The organism is Methyloligella sp. GL2 (assembly GCF_013341275.1).
Taxonomy (GTDB): Bacteria; Pseudomonadota; Alphaproteobacteria; order Rhizobiales; family Methyloligellaceae; genus Methyloligella.
Genome location: NZ_CP054476.1, coordinates 2,090,884 through 2,107,066 on the forward strand (window position 1 = coordinate 2,090,884; position 16,183 = coordinate 2,107,066).

14 protein-coding genes and 1 pseudogene are annotated in these 16,183 nt (G+C 64.4%); 2 read left to right on the top strand and 13 right to left on the bottom strand.

The genetic code is table 11. The features are described 5' to 3' along the window. Positions 1-32: 32 nt before the first annotated feature. The 12 genes and pseudogenes from surE to HT051_RS09950 form a co-directional block, all read right to left on the bottom strand. Positions 33-797, bottom strand: a complete 765-nt coding sequence (gene surE, locus HT051_RS09895) for a 5'/3'-nucleotidase SurE (protein WP_174541879.1) — start codon at positions 795-797, stop codon at positions 33-35. 63 nt (positions 798-860) lie between these two features. Next, on the bottom strand, positions 861-2,177 hold the full coding sequence (serS, locus tag HT051_RS09900) for a serine--tRNA ligase (protein ID WP_174541880.1): 1,317 nt from the start codon (positions 2,175-2,177) through the stop codon (positions 861-863). Positions 2,178-2,493: 316 nt separating this feature from the next. After that, complete coding sequence (tatC, locus tag HT051_RS09905) at positions 2,494-3,330, bottom strand: twin-arginine translocase subunit TatC (RefSeq protein ID WP_174541881.1); 837 nt, start codon at positions 3,328-3,330, stop codon at positions 2,494-2,496. Continuing rightward, positions 3,327-4,085 carry a Sec-independent protein translocase protein TatB gene (gene tatB / locus HT051_RS09910; protein ID WP_174541882.1) on the bottom strand — a complete coding sequence of 253 codons (759 nt, stop codon included), beginning with the start codon at positions 4,083-4,085 and terminating at the stop codon, positions 3,327-3,329. The genes tatC and tatB overlap by 4 nt, the downstream gene beginning before the upstream one ends. A 177-nt stretch (positions 4,086-4,262) precedes the next feature. Beyond that, a pseudogene (locus tag HT051_RS15155) lies at positions 4,263-4,532 on the bottom strand (twin-arginine translocase TatA/TatE family subunit); the annotation flags it as partial. Between the two features lie 121 nt (positions 4,533-4,653). After that, on the bottom strand, positions 4,654-5,697 hold the full coding sequence (locus tag HT051_RS09920) for an ABC transporter ATP-binding protein (protein ID WP_174541884.1): 1,044 nt from the start codon (positions 5,695-5,697) through the stop codon (positions 4,654-4,656). Between the two features lie 31 nt (positions 5,698-5,728). Then, positions 5,729-6,625, bottom strand: a complete 897-nt coding sequence (gene scpB / locus HT051_RS09925; protein ID WP_174541885.1) for an SMC-Scp complex subunit ScpB — start codon at positions 6,623-6,625, stop codon at positions 5,729-5,731. 55 nt (positions 6,626-6,680) lie between these two features. Further along, positions 6,681-7,598, bottom strand: coding sequence for a ScpA family protein (locus tag HT051_RS09930; RefSeq protein WP_371740576.1), 918 nt, complete (start codon positions 7,596-7,598; stop codon positions 6,681-6,683). A 25-nt stretch (positions 7,599-7,623) separates the two neighbouring features. Further along, the gene (gene nagZ, locus HT051_RS09935; protein ID WP_174541887.1) at positions 7,624-8,640 is read right to left on the bottom strand and encodes a beta-N-acetylhexosaminidase; all 1,017 of its coding nucleotides are present in this window, start codon (positions 8,638-8,640) and stop codon (positions 7,624-7,626) included. Positions 8,641-8,702: 62 nt separating this feature from the next. Further along, the gene (locus HT051_RS09940) at positions 8,703-10,400 is read right to left on the bottom strand and encodes an SPOR domain-containing protein (protein WP_174541888.1); all 1,698 of its coding nucleotides are present in this window, start codon (positions 10,398-10,400) and stop codon (positions 8,703-8,705) included. Between the two features lie 178 nt (positions 10,401-10,578). Beyond that, entirely contained in the window at positions 10,579-12,336 is a 1,758-nt protein-coding gene (gene argS, locus HT051_RS09945) for an arginine--tRNA ligase (RefSeq protein WP_174541889.1), read from the bottom strand. Positions 12,337-12,364: 28 nt separating this feature from the next. Next, positions 12,365-13,549: a deoxyguanosinetriphosphate triphosphohydrolase gene (locus tag HT051_RS09950; RefSeq protein ID WP_174542958.1), complete on the bottom strand. Its 1,185-nt coding sequence runs from the start codon at positions 13,547-13,549 to the stop codon at positions 12,365-12,367. Positions 13,550-13,717: 168 nt separating this feature from the next. On the opposite strand from HT051_RS09950, the gene erpA reads away from it, so the two are divergent. Next, the gene (erpA, locus tag HT051_RS09955; protein WP_174541890.1) at positions 13,718-14,050 is read left to right on the top strand and encodes an iron-sulfur cluster insertion protein ErpA; all 333 of its coding nucleotides are present in this window, start codon (positions 13,718-13,720) and stop codon (positions 14,048-14,050) included. 136 nt (positions 14,051-14,186) lie between these two features. Continuing rightward, entirely contained in the window at positions 14,187-14,969 is a 783-nt protein-coding gene (xth, locus tag HT051_RS09960) for an exodeoxyribonuclease III (protein WP_174541891.1), read from the top strand. A gap of 13 nt (positions 14,970-14,982) precedes the next feature. Here xth and HT051_RS09965 read toward each other — a convergent pair whose 3' ends face one another. Beyond that, positions 14,983-16,167 carry a tetratricopeptide repeat protein gene (locus HT051_RS09965; protein WP_208454303.1) on the bottom strand — a complete coding sequence of 395 codons (1,185 nt, stop codon included), beginning with the start codon at positions 16,165-16,167 and terminating at the stop codon, positions 14,983-14,985. Between the last annotated feature and the right edge of the window lie 16 nt (positions 16,168-16,183).

The following is a 16,183-nucleotide window of genomic DNA, read 5'->3' on the forward strand; positions in this document are numbered from 1 at the left end:
GATTCTAGGGCGTTACGCCACTTCCGCGGGACTTACGGCGCAAGCATCGCGCGCAAGCTGTCGCAAGTCGGCTGGTGGGTGAAGTCGAGGCAGAGCGGGGTGACCGAAATCCGCTGATGGGCGATGGCCCAAAGATCGGTGCCTTCAGGCGGTTTTGAGCTTTGGCGGCCCATCCCGATCCAGTAATAGGCGCGACCCCTTGTATCCATTCGGCCATCGATATTCAGAAGGCCCGAATCGCGCTCGCCCTGACGGGTGATCTCGATCCCCTCCACGGCATCGGGCTGGCAGTCGGGGAAGTTGATATTGAGCATCACGCCTTTCGGCAGCTCCGCCTTGAGCAGCTTCTTCACCACATCGGAGCCGTGGGCCATGGGCGTATCCCAGATCGGAACCCCCTGGTCCATAGGACCGGTGACCAGGCTCAAGGCCATGGAGCGCACGCCGAGCAGCGTGCCCTCGATGGCGCCGGCGACGGTGCCGGAATAGGTAATGTCGTCAGCGAGATTCTGGCCGCGGTTCACCCCGGAGAGGATCAGATCCGGCGGCTCGTCAAGCAGCAGCGAGCGCACGGCCATGATCACGCAGTCGGTCGGGGTGCCTTTCACGGCAAAGCGCTTCTCGCCGATCTGACGCATGCGCAACGGCTCGGCGAGGGTCAGCGAGTGCGCCGCGCCGCTATTGTCGGTCTCCGGCGCAACGATCCAGACATCGTCGCTGATCTCGGCGGCAATCTTCTCCAGCACATCGAGGCCCGGAGCCTCGATGCCGTCGTCATTGGTCAAAACAATCCGCATCTCGCTTCTTCCTTATCGCGCCGGGCTCGCCTGACGCCCAATATACGGCGCCGGCCGTCTGGCTCAACGTGCCGGCGCTTCGATTTTTTCCAGGCCGCCCATATAGGGCTTCAGCACGTCGGGAATGCGAATGCTGCCGTCTTGCTCCTGGTAATTCTCCAGCACGGCGATCAGCGCGCGGCCGACAGCGACGCCGGAGCCGTTCAGGGTGTGGACCAGGCGGTTCTCCTTTGCGTCCTTCACCCGGTAGCGGGCATTCATGCGCCGCGCCTGGAAGTCGCCGCAGACCGAGCAGGAGGAAATCTCGCGATAGGCACCCTGCCCGGGCAGCCAGACCTCGATGTCGTAGGTCTTGCGGGCTGAGAAGCCCATATCGCCGGTGCAAAGCGTGATGACGCGATATGGCAGGCCGAGGCGCTTCAGCACCTCTTCGGCGCAGGACGTCATGCGCTCCAGCTCTTCGAGCGACTGTTCCGGCGTGGTGACGGTGACCAGCTCCACTTTCGAGAATTGATGCTGGCGGATCATGCCGCGCGTGTCGCGCCCGGCGGCGCCGGCCTCGGCGCGGAAGCACGGGGTGAAGCCGGTCACCCGCATCGGCAGCTCGTCCTCCGCCATGATGCTCTCGCGCACCATATTGGTCAGCGGCACCTCGGCGGTGGGGATCAGCCAATGGCGGTCAGTGGCCTCTTCGCCGACACGGACGGCGGCAAACTGATCCTCTTCGAATTTCGGTAGTTGCCCGGTGCCGAACATGGTGTCGTCGCGCACCAGCAGCGGCGGATTGATCTCGGTATAGCCGTGCTCACCCGTATGCAGGTCGAGCATGAACAGGCCGAGCGCCCGCTCCAGCCTTGCAAGCGCGCCTTTCAGCAGCACGAAGCGCGATCCGGACATCTTGGCGGCGGTCTCGAAATCCATCAGGCCGAGGGCCTCGCCGAGCTCGAAATGCTGCTTGGCCTCGAAGCTTAGCGCAGGCGGCTCACCGATTTTGCGAATCTCGACATTGGCGCTCTCATCCGGCCCCACCGGCACATCGTCCAGCGGCATGTTGGGAATGGCGGCAAGCATCTCGCGCTGCTCGGCATCGAGTTCGCGCTCCTTGGCCTCGCCTTCCTGGATGGCGCTTTTCAGCCCGGCCACCTCATCCATCAGCTTTTGCGCGCCGGCCTCGTCCTTGGCGGCCTTGGCCTTGCCGATCTCCTTGGAGGCGGCGTTGCGCCGGGCTTGCGCTTCCTGCAATTGCTGAATCGTTTCGCGGCGTTGCTCGTCGCGCTTCAGAATTTGAGTCAGAACCCCTTGCGGGTCGTCGTATTGCCGCTTCTTAAGCCCGTCGAGAAATGCGTCCGGGTTTTCGCGAATCCATTTGATATCGAGCACGTGTCACCTGCCGCTGGTGTGGTGGCCTTGAAGGCTTCCCCTAATAGCGGCGAAGCCCGGCTTTGTCATGGGGGCTCATTGGGGGGGCAGGCCCGCTATTGCGCCGCCGCGCTCGATCCCTTGGTACTGGATTGCCGGGTCAAGCCCGGCAATGACGTGGAGAGAGGAGCACGGCCGTGGGATACCCAAGCTCCGTCATGCCCGGCCTTGAGCCGGGCATCCAGGACAACACGACAGGCCATCGGGCGAGTCGAAGCTGGCTCGGCTGTGCTCATCGAACACGGCCCTTCCGAATGACGGGCGTGGCCCCCGCCCGTTAGCTGCTCTCGTCATCGCCATCATCCGCCTTTTTCCGCTTCTTCTCCGACATGGCGACGGCAATGATCGAGATCTCGTAGAGCAGGATGGTCGGCAGGCCGAGAGAGATCTGGCTGACCGGGTCTGGCGGGGTGAGAACCGCGGCGACCACGAACACGGCGAAGATGGCATGGCGGCGATAGCGTTTCAGCCCGTCGGAAGAGACGATGCCGGCCCGCGCCAGAAGCGTCAGCAGCACCGGCAGCTGGAAGCAGACGCCGAAGGCCAGGATCAGCGTCATGATCAAGGTGAGGTACTCGCTGACCTTGGCGGTGAGCGAGATATGCACCTGCCCCTCTCCGGTCTGCTGCATGGAGAGGAAGAACTTCATCGCCAGCGGCATGGCCACGAAATAGACCAGCGCCGCGCCGAGCAGGAACAGAAGCGGCGTTGCGATCAGGAACGGCAGGAAGGCTTTGCGTTCGTTGCGGTAGAGGCCGGGCGCCACGAACATGTAAATTTGCGAGGCGATCACCGGAAAGGCGATGAAGATGGCGCCGAACAAGGCGAGCTTCATCTCGGTGAAGAAGAATTCCTGCGGCGCCGTATAGATCAGCTCGATCGGGGTATCGACGCCGGCCGCCAGCCGGTAGGGCCACAGCAGCAGATTGTAGATATCGCGGGCGAAATAGAAGCAGACCGCGAAGGCGGCGGTGATCGCCAGGACGGTCCAGATCAGGCGGCGCCGGAGCTCGATAAGATGCTCCATGAGCGGCGCTTTGCTTGCCTCGATATCGTCCTCGGGCGCCTCGCCGGCCTCGTTCGGCTCATTCGGCTCGTTGGTCTCCGCGCTCATGACGTCTCGCCTTCGGGCGCGGTCGTCTTAGATGCGGCTGTCTTGGACGCAGCTTTCTTGGTTGCGGTCGATTTAGCCGTCGTCGTTTTGGCAGGCGTTTTCCTGCGCGCCGCGGTTCCGGTCTTCGCCGTGCTGCGGCTCGCCGGCTTTTTCGCCGCCGCGGGTTTGCGCGCCGTCGTCGACTTGCGGGCCGCTGTCGACTTGGCCGCGGCAGGCTTGGCGGACGTGGTTTTGCGCGTGCCACGGGCGGCAGGCTTCTTGGCCGACGCCTTGGTGGACGTCGTGCTCGAAGGCTTGCTGGCAGTTTTGGCCGAAGTTTTGGGCTTGGCCGGGCTGCGCTTGCGCGCCGTGCTGCTGGCGGTCTTCGGCTTGGCTGCGGGTTTTGCCTTATCCGTCTCGGCTGGCTCTGCCGGGGCGGCCTCCGCCGACGCATCTGCCGTCTTTTTCGGCGCCTTGTCGGCCTTCTTGTCCGCGGTCGTATCTGCCATCGGCTTGGGCAGCATGGCCGGCGCGCTCACCGAGCTGGCGACCTTCTCGGCCGACTTCACCGCGTCCTGATAGCTGCGCTGCATCTCCTCCAGCTCGCTATCGGACATGGCCTGCTCGAATTGCTGCTGGAAGTCGCCGGCCATGCGTCGGGCCATGCCGATGTAATGGCCGATGGTGCGCATCAGCTTCGGCAGGTCCTTCGGGCCTACGACGACAATGGCCACCACGGCGATGACCAGAAGTTCGAACCATCCAATGTCGAACATGGGTTTGACTTACGGCCGAGGGCGAAAGCGGCGCTTCGCCTTCGCCAATGGGGCCTAACCGGAGCTGCGGCTGCGCGTGGTCTTGGTGGCCGCGCTCTTGGAGGAAGAACTCTTCGCACGCGACGTCTTGGTGCTGGCCGTTTTGGCGCTAGCGGTTTTGGCGCGCGAGGCCGCCGCGGGCTTGCGGGTGGTGGTTTTCGCCTTGGTTGCCGGTTTGGCAGCAGCCTTGGGCTTCGCCTCGGGAGCCGGCGTCACAGGCTTGTGCTCCACCGCCTTGATCTCCGGCTCAGCCTCTTCGTCGGGCTCTTTCTCGTCCTCGGCGAGCCCCTGTTTGAAGCTCTTGATGCCCTTGGCGACGTCGCCCATCAGATCGGAAATCTTTCCCCGACCGAAAAGCAGGACAAACAGCACCAGAACGATGAGGATATGCGACCAGCTCAGTCCCATAGACGGATTCCACTCCCCTTAATCTTGCGCGTTTCGCGCGATCGAGCGGGCACTATTGCAGCAAGCACGCGATGCCGCAAGCAGAGCGCCCGTGTCAGTTCGTTCCAGGCTGTTTTGGCGGCTACCGGTTGGCGCTTTTCGGAAAAATCAGGTCGCTATCGGCTTCGACCTCGATGGCGATCTCCGTCCCCGCCTGCGGCACCGTATCGGCATCGAGGCGGGCAAGCAGCGGCTGCGCGATTCCTTCCACACTTAGCTCGGCCAAAGCGATCTCGCCCAGAAAGCGGATACTGCGGATTTCGGCGCGGGTACCCTCCCCCAGCGCGCAGGGACGGAGGCTCGTCTGGCGCAAGCAAACGATCGCCGTCTCGCCCTCGGCAATGCCGGGCGCGGCGAAGGCACCGAGCGGCGTGACGGCCTTGCCGTTTTCGATCCTCGCCTCGATCTCATTCAGCTCGGAGAAGAAGCGGGCCGCGGCGAGATCCTTGGGCCGGCGATAGAGCTCCTCGGCCGTGCCTTGCTGGATCAGGCGGCCATCCCGCATCAGGGCGATGCGGTCGCCGAGCTGCATCGCCTCTTCCGCATCGTGGGTGACGAGAATGCAGGTGGCGCCGGTACCGCGCAGAATCGCATGAGTCTCGCCCCGCATTCTTTCGCGCAGCCGCGCATCGAGATTGGAGAACGGCTCGTCCATCAGCACCACGGCGGGCCTCGGCGCAATGGCGCGAGCGAGCGCGACGCGCTGCTGCTCGCCGCCGGACAGGGTATGGGGACAATCCTCCGCGTGGCGGCTTAGACCGACGCGTTCCAGCGCCGCCAGGGCTTCCGCCGCCGCCGCGCGCTTGGACATGCCGCGCAAGCCATAAGCGACGTTCTGCAGAACGGTGAGATGCGGGAACAGCGCATAGTCCTGGAACATGAAGCCGATGCCGCGCTTCTCCGGCGGCACGAAACGCTCCGGTCCGGCGATCTCGGTTTGCCCCAGAAGCACGCGGCCCGAGGCGGGGCGCTCGATGCCGGCGGCGATGCGCAAAAGCGTGGTCTTGCCGCAGCCGGAGGGGCCGAGCAGGCAGAGGATTTCGCCGTCGCCGACCTCCAGGCTGACATCGGCAACGGCGCTGCTTCCATTGAAATCGCGGCTGACGGACTCGAACTTCAAGGACATGGTGCCGGCTCACATCCGGCGGACAGGGCTATCAGCCCCGCGCCTCTTCGTCGGCATCTGCCCCATCGTCGGCATCGGACTCTTGGGCGCTCTCTTGCGCGTCGACTTCCGATTCAGCTTCGGCCTCGGGCTCAGAGTCAGCTTCGGCGTGCGACTCGGCTTCCGACGAGACGTCGTCCTCAGCCTCGGCCCGCATCTCTTCGCCGGCTTCCTCGTCGTCGAAAGCCTCGCCCTCATCCTCGTCCTCGAGCGGATCTTCGTCCTCGCGCAGCTCGGCGGAATCGGAGGGGCTCGGCATGGCGAAGCCCGGCGGCAGGTTGGAATCCAAGAGCCCTGCCCCTTTCAGCTCGCCGAGGCCCGGCAGATCCTCGATGCAGTCGAAGCCGAAATGCTCCAGGAAATACGGCGTGGTGCCATAGGTGACCGGACGGCCCGGCGCCCGGCGGCGCCCGCGCAGCTTGATCCAGCCAGTCTCAAGCAGCACGTCGAGCGTGCCCTTGGAGGTGCTGACACCGCGGATCTCCTCGATCTCGGCGCGGGTCACCGGCTGGTGATAGGCGATGATGGCCAGGGTCTCCAGGGCGGCGCGGGACAGGCGCCGCTGCTCCACGGTCTGGCGCTCCAGCAGATAGGACAGATCATCGGCGGTGCGGAATGCCCATTTGCCGGCCACGCGCACCAGATTGACGCCGCGGCTGGCATAGACGCCTTTCAGCTCCTCCAGCAGCGCAGGAATATCCTCGTCGGCGCCGAAATGCCGGCCGAGCTCGGCCTCGTCCAGCGGCTCGTCGGCGGCAAACAGCAGCGCCTCGATAATGCGCAGCTTCTCGCCCCGGTCGGCGGACGGCAGCGAGGTTACATTGGAGGAAAACGGCAGCGGCAGCCCAAGCTCGGGCACCTCGTCCCTTTCCTCTTCGTCTTCTTCCATTTTCGCTGCTCTATCCAAGTTTTCCGCTGTCATGTTGCGACCTCTTGTTATCTTTCTAGAGCGTCTCTTCGGCAGTCTCGTGGCGGCGGCGCACCAAAAGCGGCGCGAAATTCTTAGACTGGCGCAGCTCCACTTGGCCTTCGCGCGCCATTTCCAGGCTAGCGTTCAGCCCGCTCGCCAAAGCGGTCCGGCGCAGCTCCGGCTCCACGAGGAATTCGGCAAATAGATCGTCGAGCGGCGCCCAGTCGACGGCAACCCCGAGCAGACGTTCCAGCTCGGTGCGCGCCTCCTTGATCGACCAGACGGTGCGCTTCTTCATGTGAATTGTGGTCACCGAATTGCGCTGGCGCTGCTGGGCATAGGCCTTCAGCAGGTCGTAGACATTGGCGTCGTAGATGCGCTTGCGCAGGACGGTGATGGGTTCGGGCATGCCGCGGGGGAACACGTCGCGGCCGAGACGCTTGCGGGTCATCAGCGTTGCGGCGGCATCGCGCATGGCATCCAGGCGCTGCAGGCGGAAGGCCAGAAGCGCGGCCATCTCCTCGCCGCTCGGCCCGTCCTCTTCTTCCTCTTCCGGCGGCAGCAGCAGCTTCGACTTGATGAAGGTCAGCCAGGCGGCCATCACCAGATAGTCGGCGGCAAGCTCCAGCCGTACCTTGCGGGCCGCGTGGATGAAGCCGAGATATTGCTCGGCCAGAGCCAGCACGGAAATCTTGGCAAGATCCACCTTCTGGGTGCGGGCCATGGCCAGCAGCAGATCGAGCGGACCTTCGAAGCCTTCCACGTCGACGACCAGCGCCTCGCCCTCGGGCAGCGCGCGGGCCGGATCGTCCTCCCACGGGTCGCTGGAGGTCTCGGCGGTGCCTTGCGCCGTGGCATCGGACGAGGCAGCGGCCTCGCCGACGGCGGCCTGTTCTGTTTGCTCCTTCGGCGCCTCTTCCTCAGGCGCCGGATTTTGCTCTTCGTCGGACACGTGGCTCATCTCTCAAGTTCGGTGCTCAAGCGACGGGGCGGGCTTCGACCTCGCCCAGAAGCGCCATGGCCTCGGCACGATCGAACGGCTCCGGGGCGTGCAGCTTATCGACGGCGGCGCTGAAGCGAGCTGCCGCCTCCCCTTCGAGCAAAGGCACCGCGCCGGCCGCCTCTTCCATCTCGGACAGCACGCCGCTGCAATGAAGCGCGACGTCGCATCCAGCTGCAATCGCGGCGGCGGCCTTTTCCGCCATGGTGCCGGACAGCGCCTTCATGCCGAGATCGTCGCACATCACCAAGCCGGTCAACCCAATCGTCTTGCGAATCACTTCTGCCATTATAACGGGAGAGATGCTGGCCGGTCGGTGCGAATCGAAGGCCGGCAGAAGCACATGGGCGGTCATGGCGAGCGGCGCATCCTTCAGGGCCTGGAACGGCTTGAAATCGGTCGCGGCCAGCTCTTCGGCATTCGCATCGATCCGCGGCAGGGAGAGATGGCTGTCGGCAAGGGCGCGGCCGTGGCCCGGCACATGCTTGATCACCGGCAGTATGCCGCCGGCGAGATACCCGTCCATCACGGCGCGGCCGAGATTGGCGATGGTCTCCGGATCGCTACCATAGGCCCGGTCGCCGATAATCTCATGAGCGCCGGGCTGCGGCACATCGAGGACCGGTGTGCAGTTGACGGTGATGCCGAGGGGCTGAAGCTCTTCGGCGATCAGCCGTGCGCCATAGAAGGCCGCCTTGCGCCCCAGCTCCGCATCCTTGGCATAGAGCGCGCCGTATTTCCGGGCCGGCGGCATCTGCCGCCAGTGCGGCGGCTTGAGCCGCTGCACCCTGCCCCCTTCCTGATCGATCAGGATCAGGGCATCGCTGCCGGCAAGCGTCTTGAAGTCGTCGGTCAGGCGCCGGATCTGATCCGGGCTCTCGCAATTGCGGGCGAACAGGATCAGCCCGCAGGGACGGCTCTCGGCGAAAAACCGGCGTTCCGCCTCGGTAAGGCTCAGCCCCGAACAGCTTGCGATGAAGGCGCGATAAGACATGACGCCGGGCTAGCCGCGACAAGAGCCGCGGTCAAGCCCGGTTTCGCATGTGAGGTGCGGCGCTATTGCGCCATCACGAGGCAGTCGCTCAGACCTTGCGCTTTAAGATCGCTGCAGAGCTTGGAGGCGGTGGCCTGGTTGGCCATCGGACCGATCTGCAGGCGGTACCAGACGCCCTTGGAGCCGAGATTCACCCGGTTGACCATGGGCCGGTAATTGCCGAGCAGCGAGGGATATTTCTGCTGCATGTCGGCAAAGGCAGCGAGCGCCGAGGTCTGGTCCTGTTTGGAGGCGACCTGCACCACATATTTGCTGGCAGCAGCGGCCGGCGCCTGAGCCGGGGCCGGCGGAATGGCGGCGGTGGTGGCCGGAGCCGTCGCCGCGGCAGCTGCCGTCTGCAGCTCGTTGGCGCCCGCAGCATCCACGGTGCCGTCAGGACGGATCGCCAAGGTCTGCACCTTGCGAGGGCCCGTATCGGCACCGGCGGCGGCCATTTCGGTCGGGGCCGGGGTGCCGCCAGCACCGGCGGCGAAGTCCGGAATATCGGTGGCGGCCGGCATGTTCGGCAGAGCCAGCTCTTCCTGGCGCGGCACCAGCTTATCGGCTTCCGGCTGGTCGCCATTTTCGAGCCGGTCGTAGATCAGCTTGTTCTTATGAGGAAACTCCTTGCCGCCGGGGGCGTCGGGCGCCTCCTTCACGGGAGAGTTCTCCGCCTGGATGATCGGCGGTGCGCCATCGGAAAGCCCGCCGCCGGTCTGCTTGTAGACGAAGGCGAGCGCACCGCCCAGAGCGATAGCCCCGACCAGCGCGGCAGATACCATCGCCATGTTGCGGGCGGCGAAGAGCGAGCGCTTCGGCTTCTCCGCGACCTCGGCCGGGGCGACTTCGCCATCGGATAGGAAGTCGGCATCGACTTGCTCGGCGCCTTGCGCATATTGCGGCGCGGCCTGCTGCGGCTGCGGTTGGCCAAGGGCGATCTCCGGCGGATGATCGTAAGTGGCCTCGTAGGGCTCGACGGCGCGGTGCGGATCCTGCGGGCCGGGATACTGCCCGTCGGAATAGGCCGCCTCGCCATTCACCGGCTGGGCGTAATCCTGCCCCGCATAGGCGTCGCCGTTATAATCCTGGCCATTGTAATCCTGACCTTCGTAGCCCTGACCTTCGTAGCCTTGGCCGTTGTATTGCTGCGGGTCGTAGCCCTGCTCGGCATAGGCCTGAGCGTTATAGTCCTGCTGCGGCTGACCGTTGTAATCTTGAGCCGCGTAATCTTGGGCCGCATAGCCTTCGCCGTTATAGGCCTGCTGCTCGGGCTGATATTCCTGCCCGGCATAGGCCTGCTGATCGTAACCTTGCGCGTCGTAAGGCTGCTGCTGCCCCTCATAGGCCTCGAAGCTCTGCTCGACGGGATAAGCCTCGGTCCCTGCCCCATTGTCGGTGCCGAGATCAAGCGGCTGATCCTGATAGGCCGGCTCCTGGTAGGCGGCAGCGTCATAACCTTGCGCGGGCTGCTGATAGCCCTGCTCGGGATAAGCGCCGTTCTGATAGCCGGGCTGCTGCTCGTAGCCCTGCTGATCGTAGCCTTGCCCCTCATAGCCCTGGCCGTAGTCGTAGCCCTGCTGAGCCTCGCCCTGATACGGCTGCTCGGCATATTGCGGCTGCTGCGGCTCTTGATACTGCGGTTCTTGATATTGCGGCTCTTGCGGATAGGCCGGTTCGGGCGCGCGGGTCACGGGCGTGTAGGCGGGCATACGCGCGAACATGGACGAGCCGCCGCCAAGACCGGTCGCCGCCTGAGGCCTCGGAGCCCCGTGCTGAGCGGCTTGCGCACGCTGATCCGGCTGAGCGTAATTCTGCTGTCCCGCAGCGGGGTTGGCAGACGCGCCAAACCGCTGATCCTTCATAGACATAGCTACTCCCTCGACCCCACCGTGCCCCGGCTTAATTCAACTCTTCAACGGCATGAACGCCCAGAATGCCCAGTCCGGAGGAGAGGACACGTCTTAAAGCCTCGACAAGCATAATGCGTGCTTTGGTCAACTCTGGGTCGTTTTGGTGAATAAATCGTAATTGTGGCGAGTCTTTGCCTCTATTCCAAAGGCTGTGAAAGTCGCTCGCAAGATCATGAAGATAAAAACTGATGCGATGCGGCTCATGAACGGCAGCGGCAGCATTAACGATACGCGGAAAATGCGCGATGCGATGCATCACCGCCGATTCTGCTTCGTCGTCCAGACGATTTATTGCCGCGTCCGTCAACTCTACGCCCTCTAGATCAAGATCTGGAAAGACCTCGCGCACATTACGCAAGACTGAACAAGCCCGGGCATGGGCATACTGAACATAAAACACCGGGTTGTCGCGCGACTGCTCGGTCACCTTTACAAAGTCGAACTCGAGCGGCGCATCATTCTTGCGATACAGCATCATGAAACGAACCGGACCTGGGCCCACCTCGTCCACGACGTCCCGCACAGTCACGAACGTCCCGGCACGTTTTGACATTTTTACAGGGGCGCCTGCCCTAAACAAGCGAACAAGCTGACATATCTTAACGTCGAGATCGGCGTCGTCTCCGACCAAAGCTTTCAGCGCCGAAATCATGCGTTTGACATGGCCGGAATGATCGGCGCCCCAGACGTCGATCATGGTCTTAAAGCCGCGTCTGAACTTCTCGCGGTGATAGGCGATGTCGGCTGCGAAATATGTCGGCGAGCCATCGGACTTCAAAAGCGCCCGGTCGAGGTCGTCGCCGAATTCGGTGGAGCGGAACAGGGTCTGTTCGCGGTCTTCCCAGTCTTCGTCGACCACACCCTTGGGCGGCGGCAGGCGTCCCTCATAGACCAGGCCTTTGGCCCGCAGATCGGCGATGGTCTCGCCCACCAGGTCCTGCCCCTCGCTCATCCAGCGCTCGGAGAAAAACACTTCATGATCAATGCCTAGCTCGGCGAGATCATCCTTGATCACAGCGAGCATGGCGTCGATGGCGAACTGCCGAACGATAGGGAGCCAGTCGGCCTCCTCCATTTTCAACAGCTTATCCCCATATTTCTCGGCCAGAGCGGTTCCGACGGGCTTCAGATAGTCTCCCGGATAGAGACCTTCGGGGATTTCGCCGATTTCCTCGCCCAGCGCTTCGCGGTAGCGCAGGTAAGCGGAGCGGGCCAGCACGACGACCTGGGCGCCGGCATCGTTGACGTAGAACTCGCGGGTCACGTCATAGCCGGTGAAGTCGAGAAGATTGGCCAGCGCATCGCCGAACACCGCGCCGCGGCAATGGCCGACATGGAGCGGGCCGGTCGGGTTGGCGGAGACGAACTCGACATTGACCTTCTGACCTTTGCCGAGATCGCTACGCCCGTAGGCCTCGCCCTGTTTCAGCACGGTGCGCACCACGCCCGGCCAGAAGCTCGGCTTCAGGGTCATGTTGATGAAACCGGGACCGGCGATTTCGACCTTCTCGACCAGCGGGTCCTCGGCGATCAGCGGCATCAACTTTTCGGCGATGGCGCGCGGCGCCATCTTGGCGGGCTTGGCCAGCACCATGGCGGCATTGGTGGCGAGGTCGCCATGGCTTTCGTCGCGCGGCGGCTCGATGGTGACGGCGGTCAGCTTGGCATCGGCCGGCAAGACGGAGTCCGCCTGAAGCTGCGCAACCGCGCCCAGCACACGATCGTAAAACGGGGCAAACACATCCATGGAATCAGTCCGAAAAAGGCGGGGGCACCTAACGCAGATCGGGAGTGACGTCAAATAGGCGCCGGTGCTCGGCCAGCGCGTAGCGGTCCGTCATGCCGGCGATGAAATCGCAGATATGGCGGGCATAAGCAGGCGAGCCCTCCTCCGGCGCCTGGTCGCTCCAATTCGGCGGCAGGGCTTTGGGGTTCCGGTTATAGAGATCGAACAGATCGCTGACCACCTGTTCCGCATCGCCCATGATCGCCATCACCCGCTTGTGGCGATAGACGCGCTGTTTGAGGAAGTCGCGCAGCACTTGCAGCTCCGCCACCATCCTTTCGGAGAAGGCCGCGGTGGCCATCGGCGCATGGCGGATAGCCGCCGAATCGGCGGGGGCGAGAAATTCGATGCGCCGCATGGTCTCGCTGCGGGCATCCTCGATCATGCGGGTGATCAGCCGGCGGTTCAGCTCGTTCAGCATGCGGGAGGCTTCCAGCCCCGGATAGCGCAGCTGCAGCTCGGCCAGGATATCGCCGACCAGCGGCACCTCCCCCAGCTCCTCGAAGGCGAAGCAGCCGAAGCGGTAGCCGTCCTCCACATCGTGATTGTTGTAGGCGATGTCGTCGGAGAGCGCGGCGAGCTGGGCCTCGAGCGAGGCGTAAGTGGCAAGCTCCAGATCGTGCTTGGCGTTATAGCCGGTGATGGGGCCCGGAATCGCGGCCAAGTCGAGCATCGGCCCGTTATGCTTGACCAGGCCCTCGAGGGCCTCCCAGGTGAGGTTCAGCCCGTCGAACTCGGCGTATTTCCGCTCCAGCTCGGTGACCACGCGAAGGCTTTGGGCATTGTGGTCGAAGCCGCCGGCGCCTTGCATGGCGCGATGCAGCGCCCGCTCGCCGGAATGGCCGAAGGGCGAATGGCCGAGATCGTGGGCCAGCGCCACCGCCTCGGTCAGGTCCTCGTCCAGCGCCAGGCTGCGGGCCATGGTGCGGGCAATCTGGGCCACCTCCAGGCTGTGGGTCAGCCGGGTCCGGTAATGGTCGCCCTCGTGATAGATGAAGACTTGCGTCTTATGGGTCAGGCGGCGGAAGGCGGAGGCGTGCACGATGCGGTCGCGGTCGCGCTGAAACGGCGAGCGATGCGGGCTCATCGGCTCCGGCACCAGCCGGCCGCGGCTCTCGGACGCATCGGCCGCATAGGGCGCCGGACCCGAATAGAGGGCCGATTCCTGCGGCATTTCGCGGTCGTCGCGGATGTTCAGACTATAGGTCAGTTGCGTCTCATCGGGCCCATCACGATTGACAAGCCGGGCCGCCACCTTATCTCTTCGCTATATATGTAGAATACGCGCCGGCTTACAGGCGCCGAACATCAATCGATCTACGAAAATCAGACCTAACCCAGTATGAGCAACGCGTCCATTACCATAAGCGAGAGCGCCGCAAAGCGCATCGAGGAGATCCTTGCCAGCGAAAACCCGGAGACCATGCTCCGCGTCACGGTGGAAGGCGGCGGCTGCTCGGGATTCCAGTACAAGTTCGATCTGGTCACCGACCGCGAGGCGGACGACCTCCTGATCGCCCGCGACGGGGCGAAGGTGGTGATCGATCCGATTTCCATCGCCTATGTCGAGGGTAGCGAGATCGACTTCGTCGACGATCTGATCGGGGCGCATTTCACGGTCAACAACCCGAACGCCACCGCCTCTTGCGGCTGCGGCACCAGCTTCTCGCTGTAGCGGGGGCTTCTCCCTTGTCATACGTCATGGCCGGGCTTGTCCCGGCCATCCACGTTGGCCCTCACGTTCAGAAAGTCGTGGATGCCCGGCACAAGGCCGGGCATGACGGTCTCTAGAGTGCTACGACAGTCGTCCCATGAAGATCGCCACCTGGAACATCAACGGCATCAAGGCGCGGCGCGACACGCTGCTGACCTGGCTCGGCCAGGACGCGCCGGACATCGTCTGCATCCAGGAGATCAAATGCATGGACGAGGCCTTCCCGTCGGAGGCCTTCGAGGATCTCGGCTATAACGTCGCCGTGCACGGGCAGAAGAGCTTCAACGGGGTTGCGACCCTGTCCAAGCTGCCCTTCGACGAAGTGACCCCGCGGCTTGATGGCGACGAGGCCGACGAGCAGGCCCGCTATCTGGAGACGGTGGTCTCGGTGCCCTCCGGCGTGCTGCGCATCGCCAATCTCTATCTGCCCAACGGCAATCCGGTGGACAGCGAGAAATACCCTTATAAGCTCGCCTGGATGGCACGGCTGCAGGCTCGCGCCGAAGCGCTGCTGGCGCTGGAGGAGCCGTTCGTGATGGCGGGCGACTACAACGTCATCCCGATGCCGGACGACGTGCATAATCCGGCGGCCTGGACGGACGATGCGCTGTTCAAGCCGGAGACCCGCGCCGAATTCCGCAAGCTGCTCAATCTCGGCCTGACGGACGCTTTCCGCGCCTGTCACGACGAGCCGCACCGCTATAGTTTTTGGGATTATCAGGCCGGCGCCTGGCAGAAGAATAACGGCCTACGCATCGACCATCTGCTGTTGTCGCCGCAAGCCGCCGACCATCTGGTGGCCTGCGATATCGATTCCACCCCGCGCGGCTGGGAGAAGCCGTCGGATCACGTGCCGGTCTGGATCGAGCTGAAGCTTTAAGCCGGTTCGGGCTTTACGGCGCCGGGCTTCCGCTGAACCCCATGGACATACCGCCCATGCCTGCGCCTGTGCCGGGGAAGGAAAACCCGCCGGACGCGCGCTCGGCCGAGGCGGCGGCTGCGGAGCTGGAACTCGGGACCGGCGCCGGCGGCGCATCGGTGCCGAAGCCCAGAATCGTCTCGCTCTGACCTGCGGGCCGGAAATCTTCGGCAAACACCTCCGCCGGCGTGCCCTCAAGTGCGGTGGCGGTGCCGGCGGCGACCGGGACATGGTCTACAGCGCTATTGGCGGCGTCGCGCACCGCATTGCTGGCGGCGGAGGCCGGTTCGGCGTTGCCAAGCAGGAAGCCACCAAGCGACGCTGCTGCCGGGGTCTCGACGCTGACCACCGGTGTCTCCACCTCGGTCGGCAGCAGCGCGATCTGCGGGCCGCCCCAGCGCGGGATGGCCGCTTCGGTCGCTTTCAAGACCCGCGGGTCGGCATCCTCGAACGCCTCGTCGTAAAGCTGCTTGATCCAGGCCGGCTCGGCCTGGCCGTGCTCGCTGGCGTTGTGATGGGCCAGCGCGATCAGCGCGAGGCCGCGCACCTGGCGCGATTGCAGCTTCTCGCCGCGCCAGATCATCTCGCCGAGGGTCGCCTGCGAAGCGGCGTGCTGCTTGCGCGCGGCGGTGGCGAGCCAGTTGGCGCCGAGGCGGAAATTGCGCTCAACGCCGGTGCCGGACAGATAGAGCTTGGCCAGCTCATACTGCGCATCGGCATCGCCGAAATAGGTCGCCGCATGCTGGAACAGTCCCGCAGCGTGACGCGGATTGGGCGCCAGCTCGATCTCCGGGATGCCTTCGAGCTGATAGCGGCCCAGGGCCACGAAGCTCTGCGCCACATATTTGGAAACCGGATTGCGCGGCGTGATCTCCGCATAGGTGTCGGCGATCTGCCGGTAATAGTAATAGGCCTTGCCGTCGTCCTTCGGCACCGAATCGCCGGCCGCATAGAGCTCGGCGAGACGGAGCTGAGCACCGAGCACGCCGCGATCGGCGGCGAAGCGCAAGGCGGGAAGCCCCGCCTTGATGGCACCGGAGCGGAAGGACGAGATGCCTTGCCGATAGGCGGCGGTCGCGGAGCTGAAGACACCGGTTTGCGTTGCCGCCTCGCCTGCCGCATCGACCTGCGCCAGGGCGGGCGTCCCGCAAAATGTCATCAGCGCGACCGCGCCC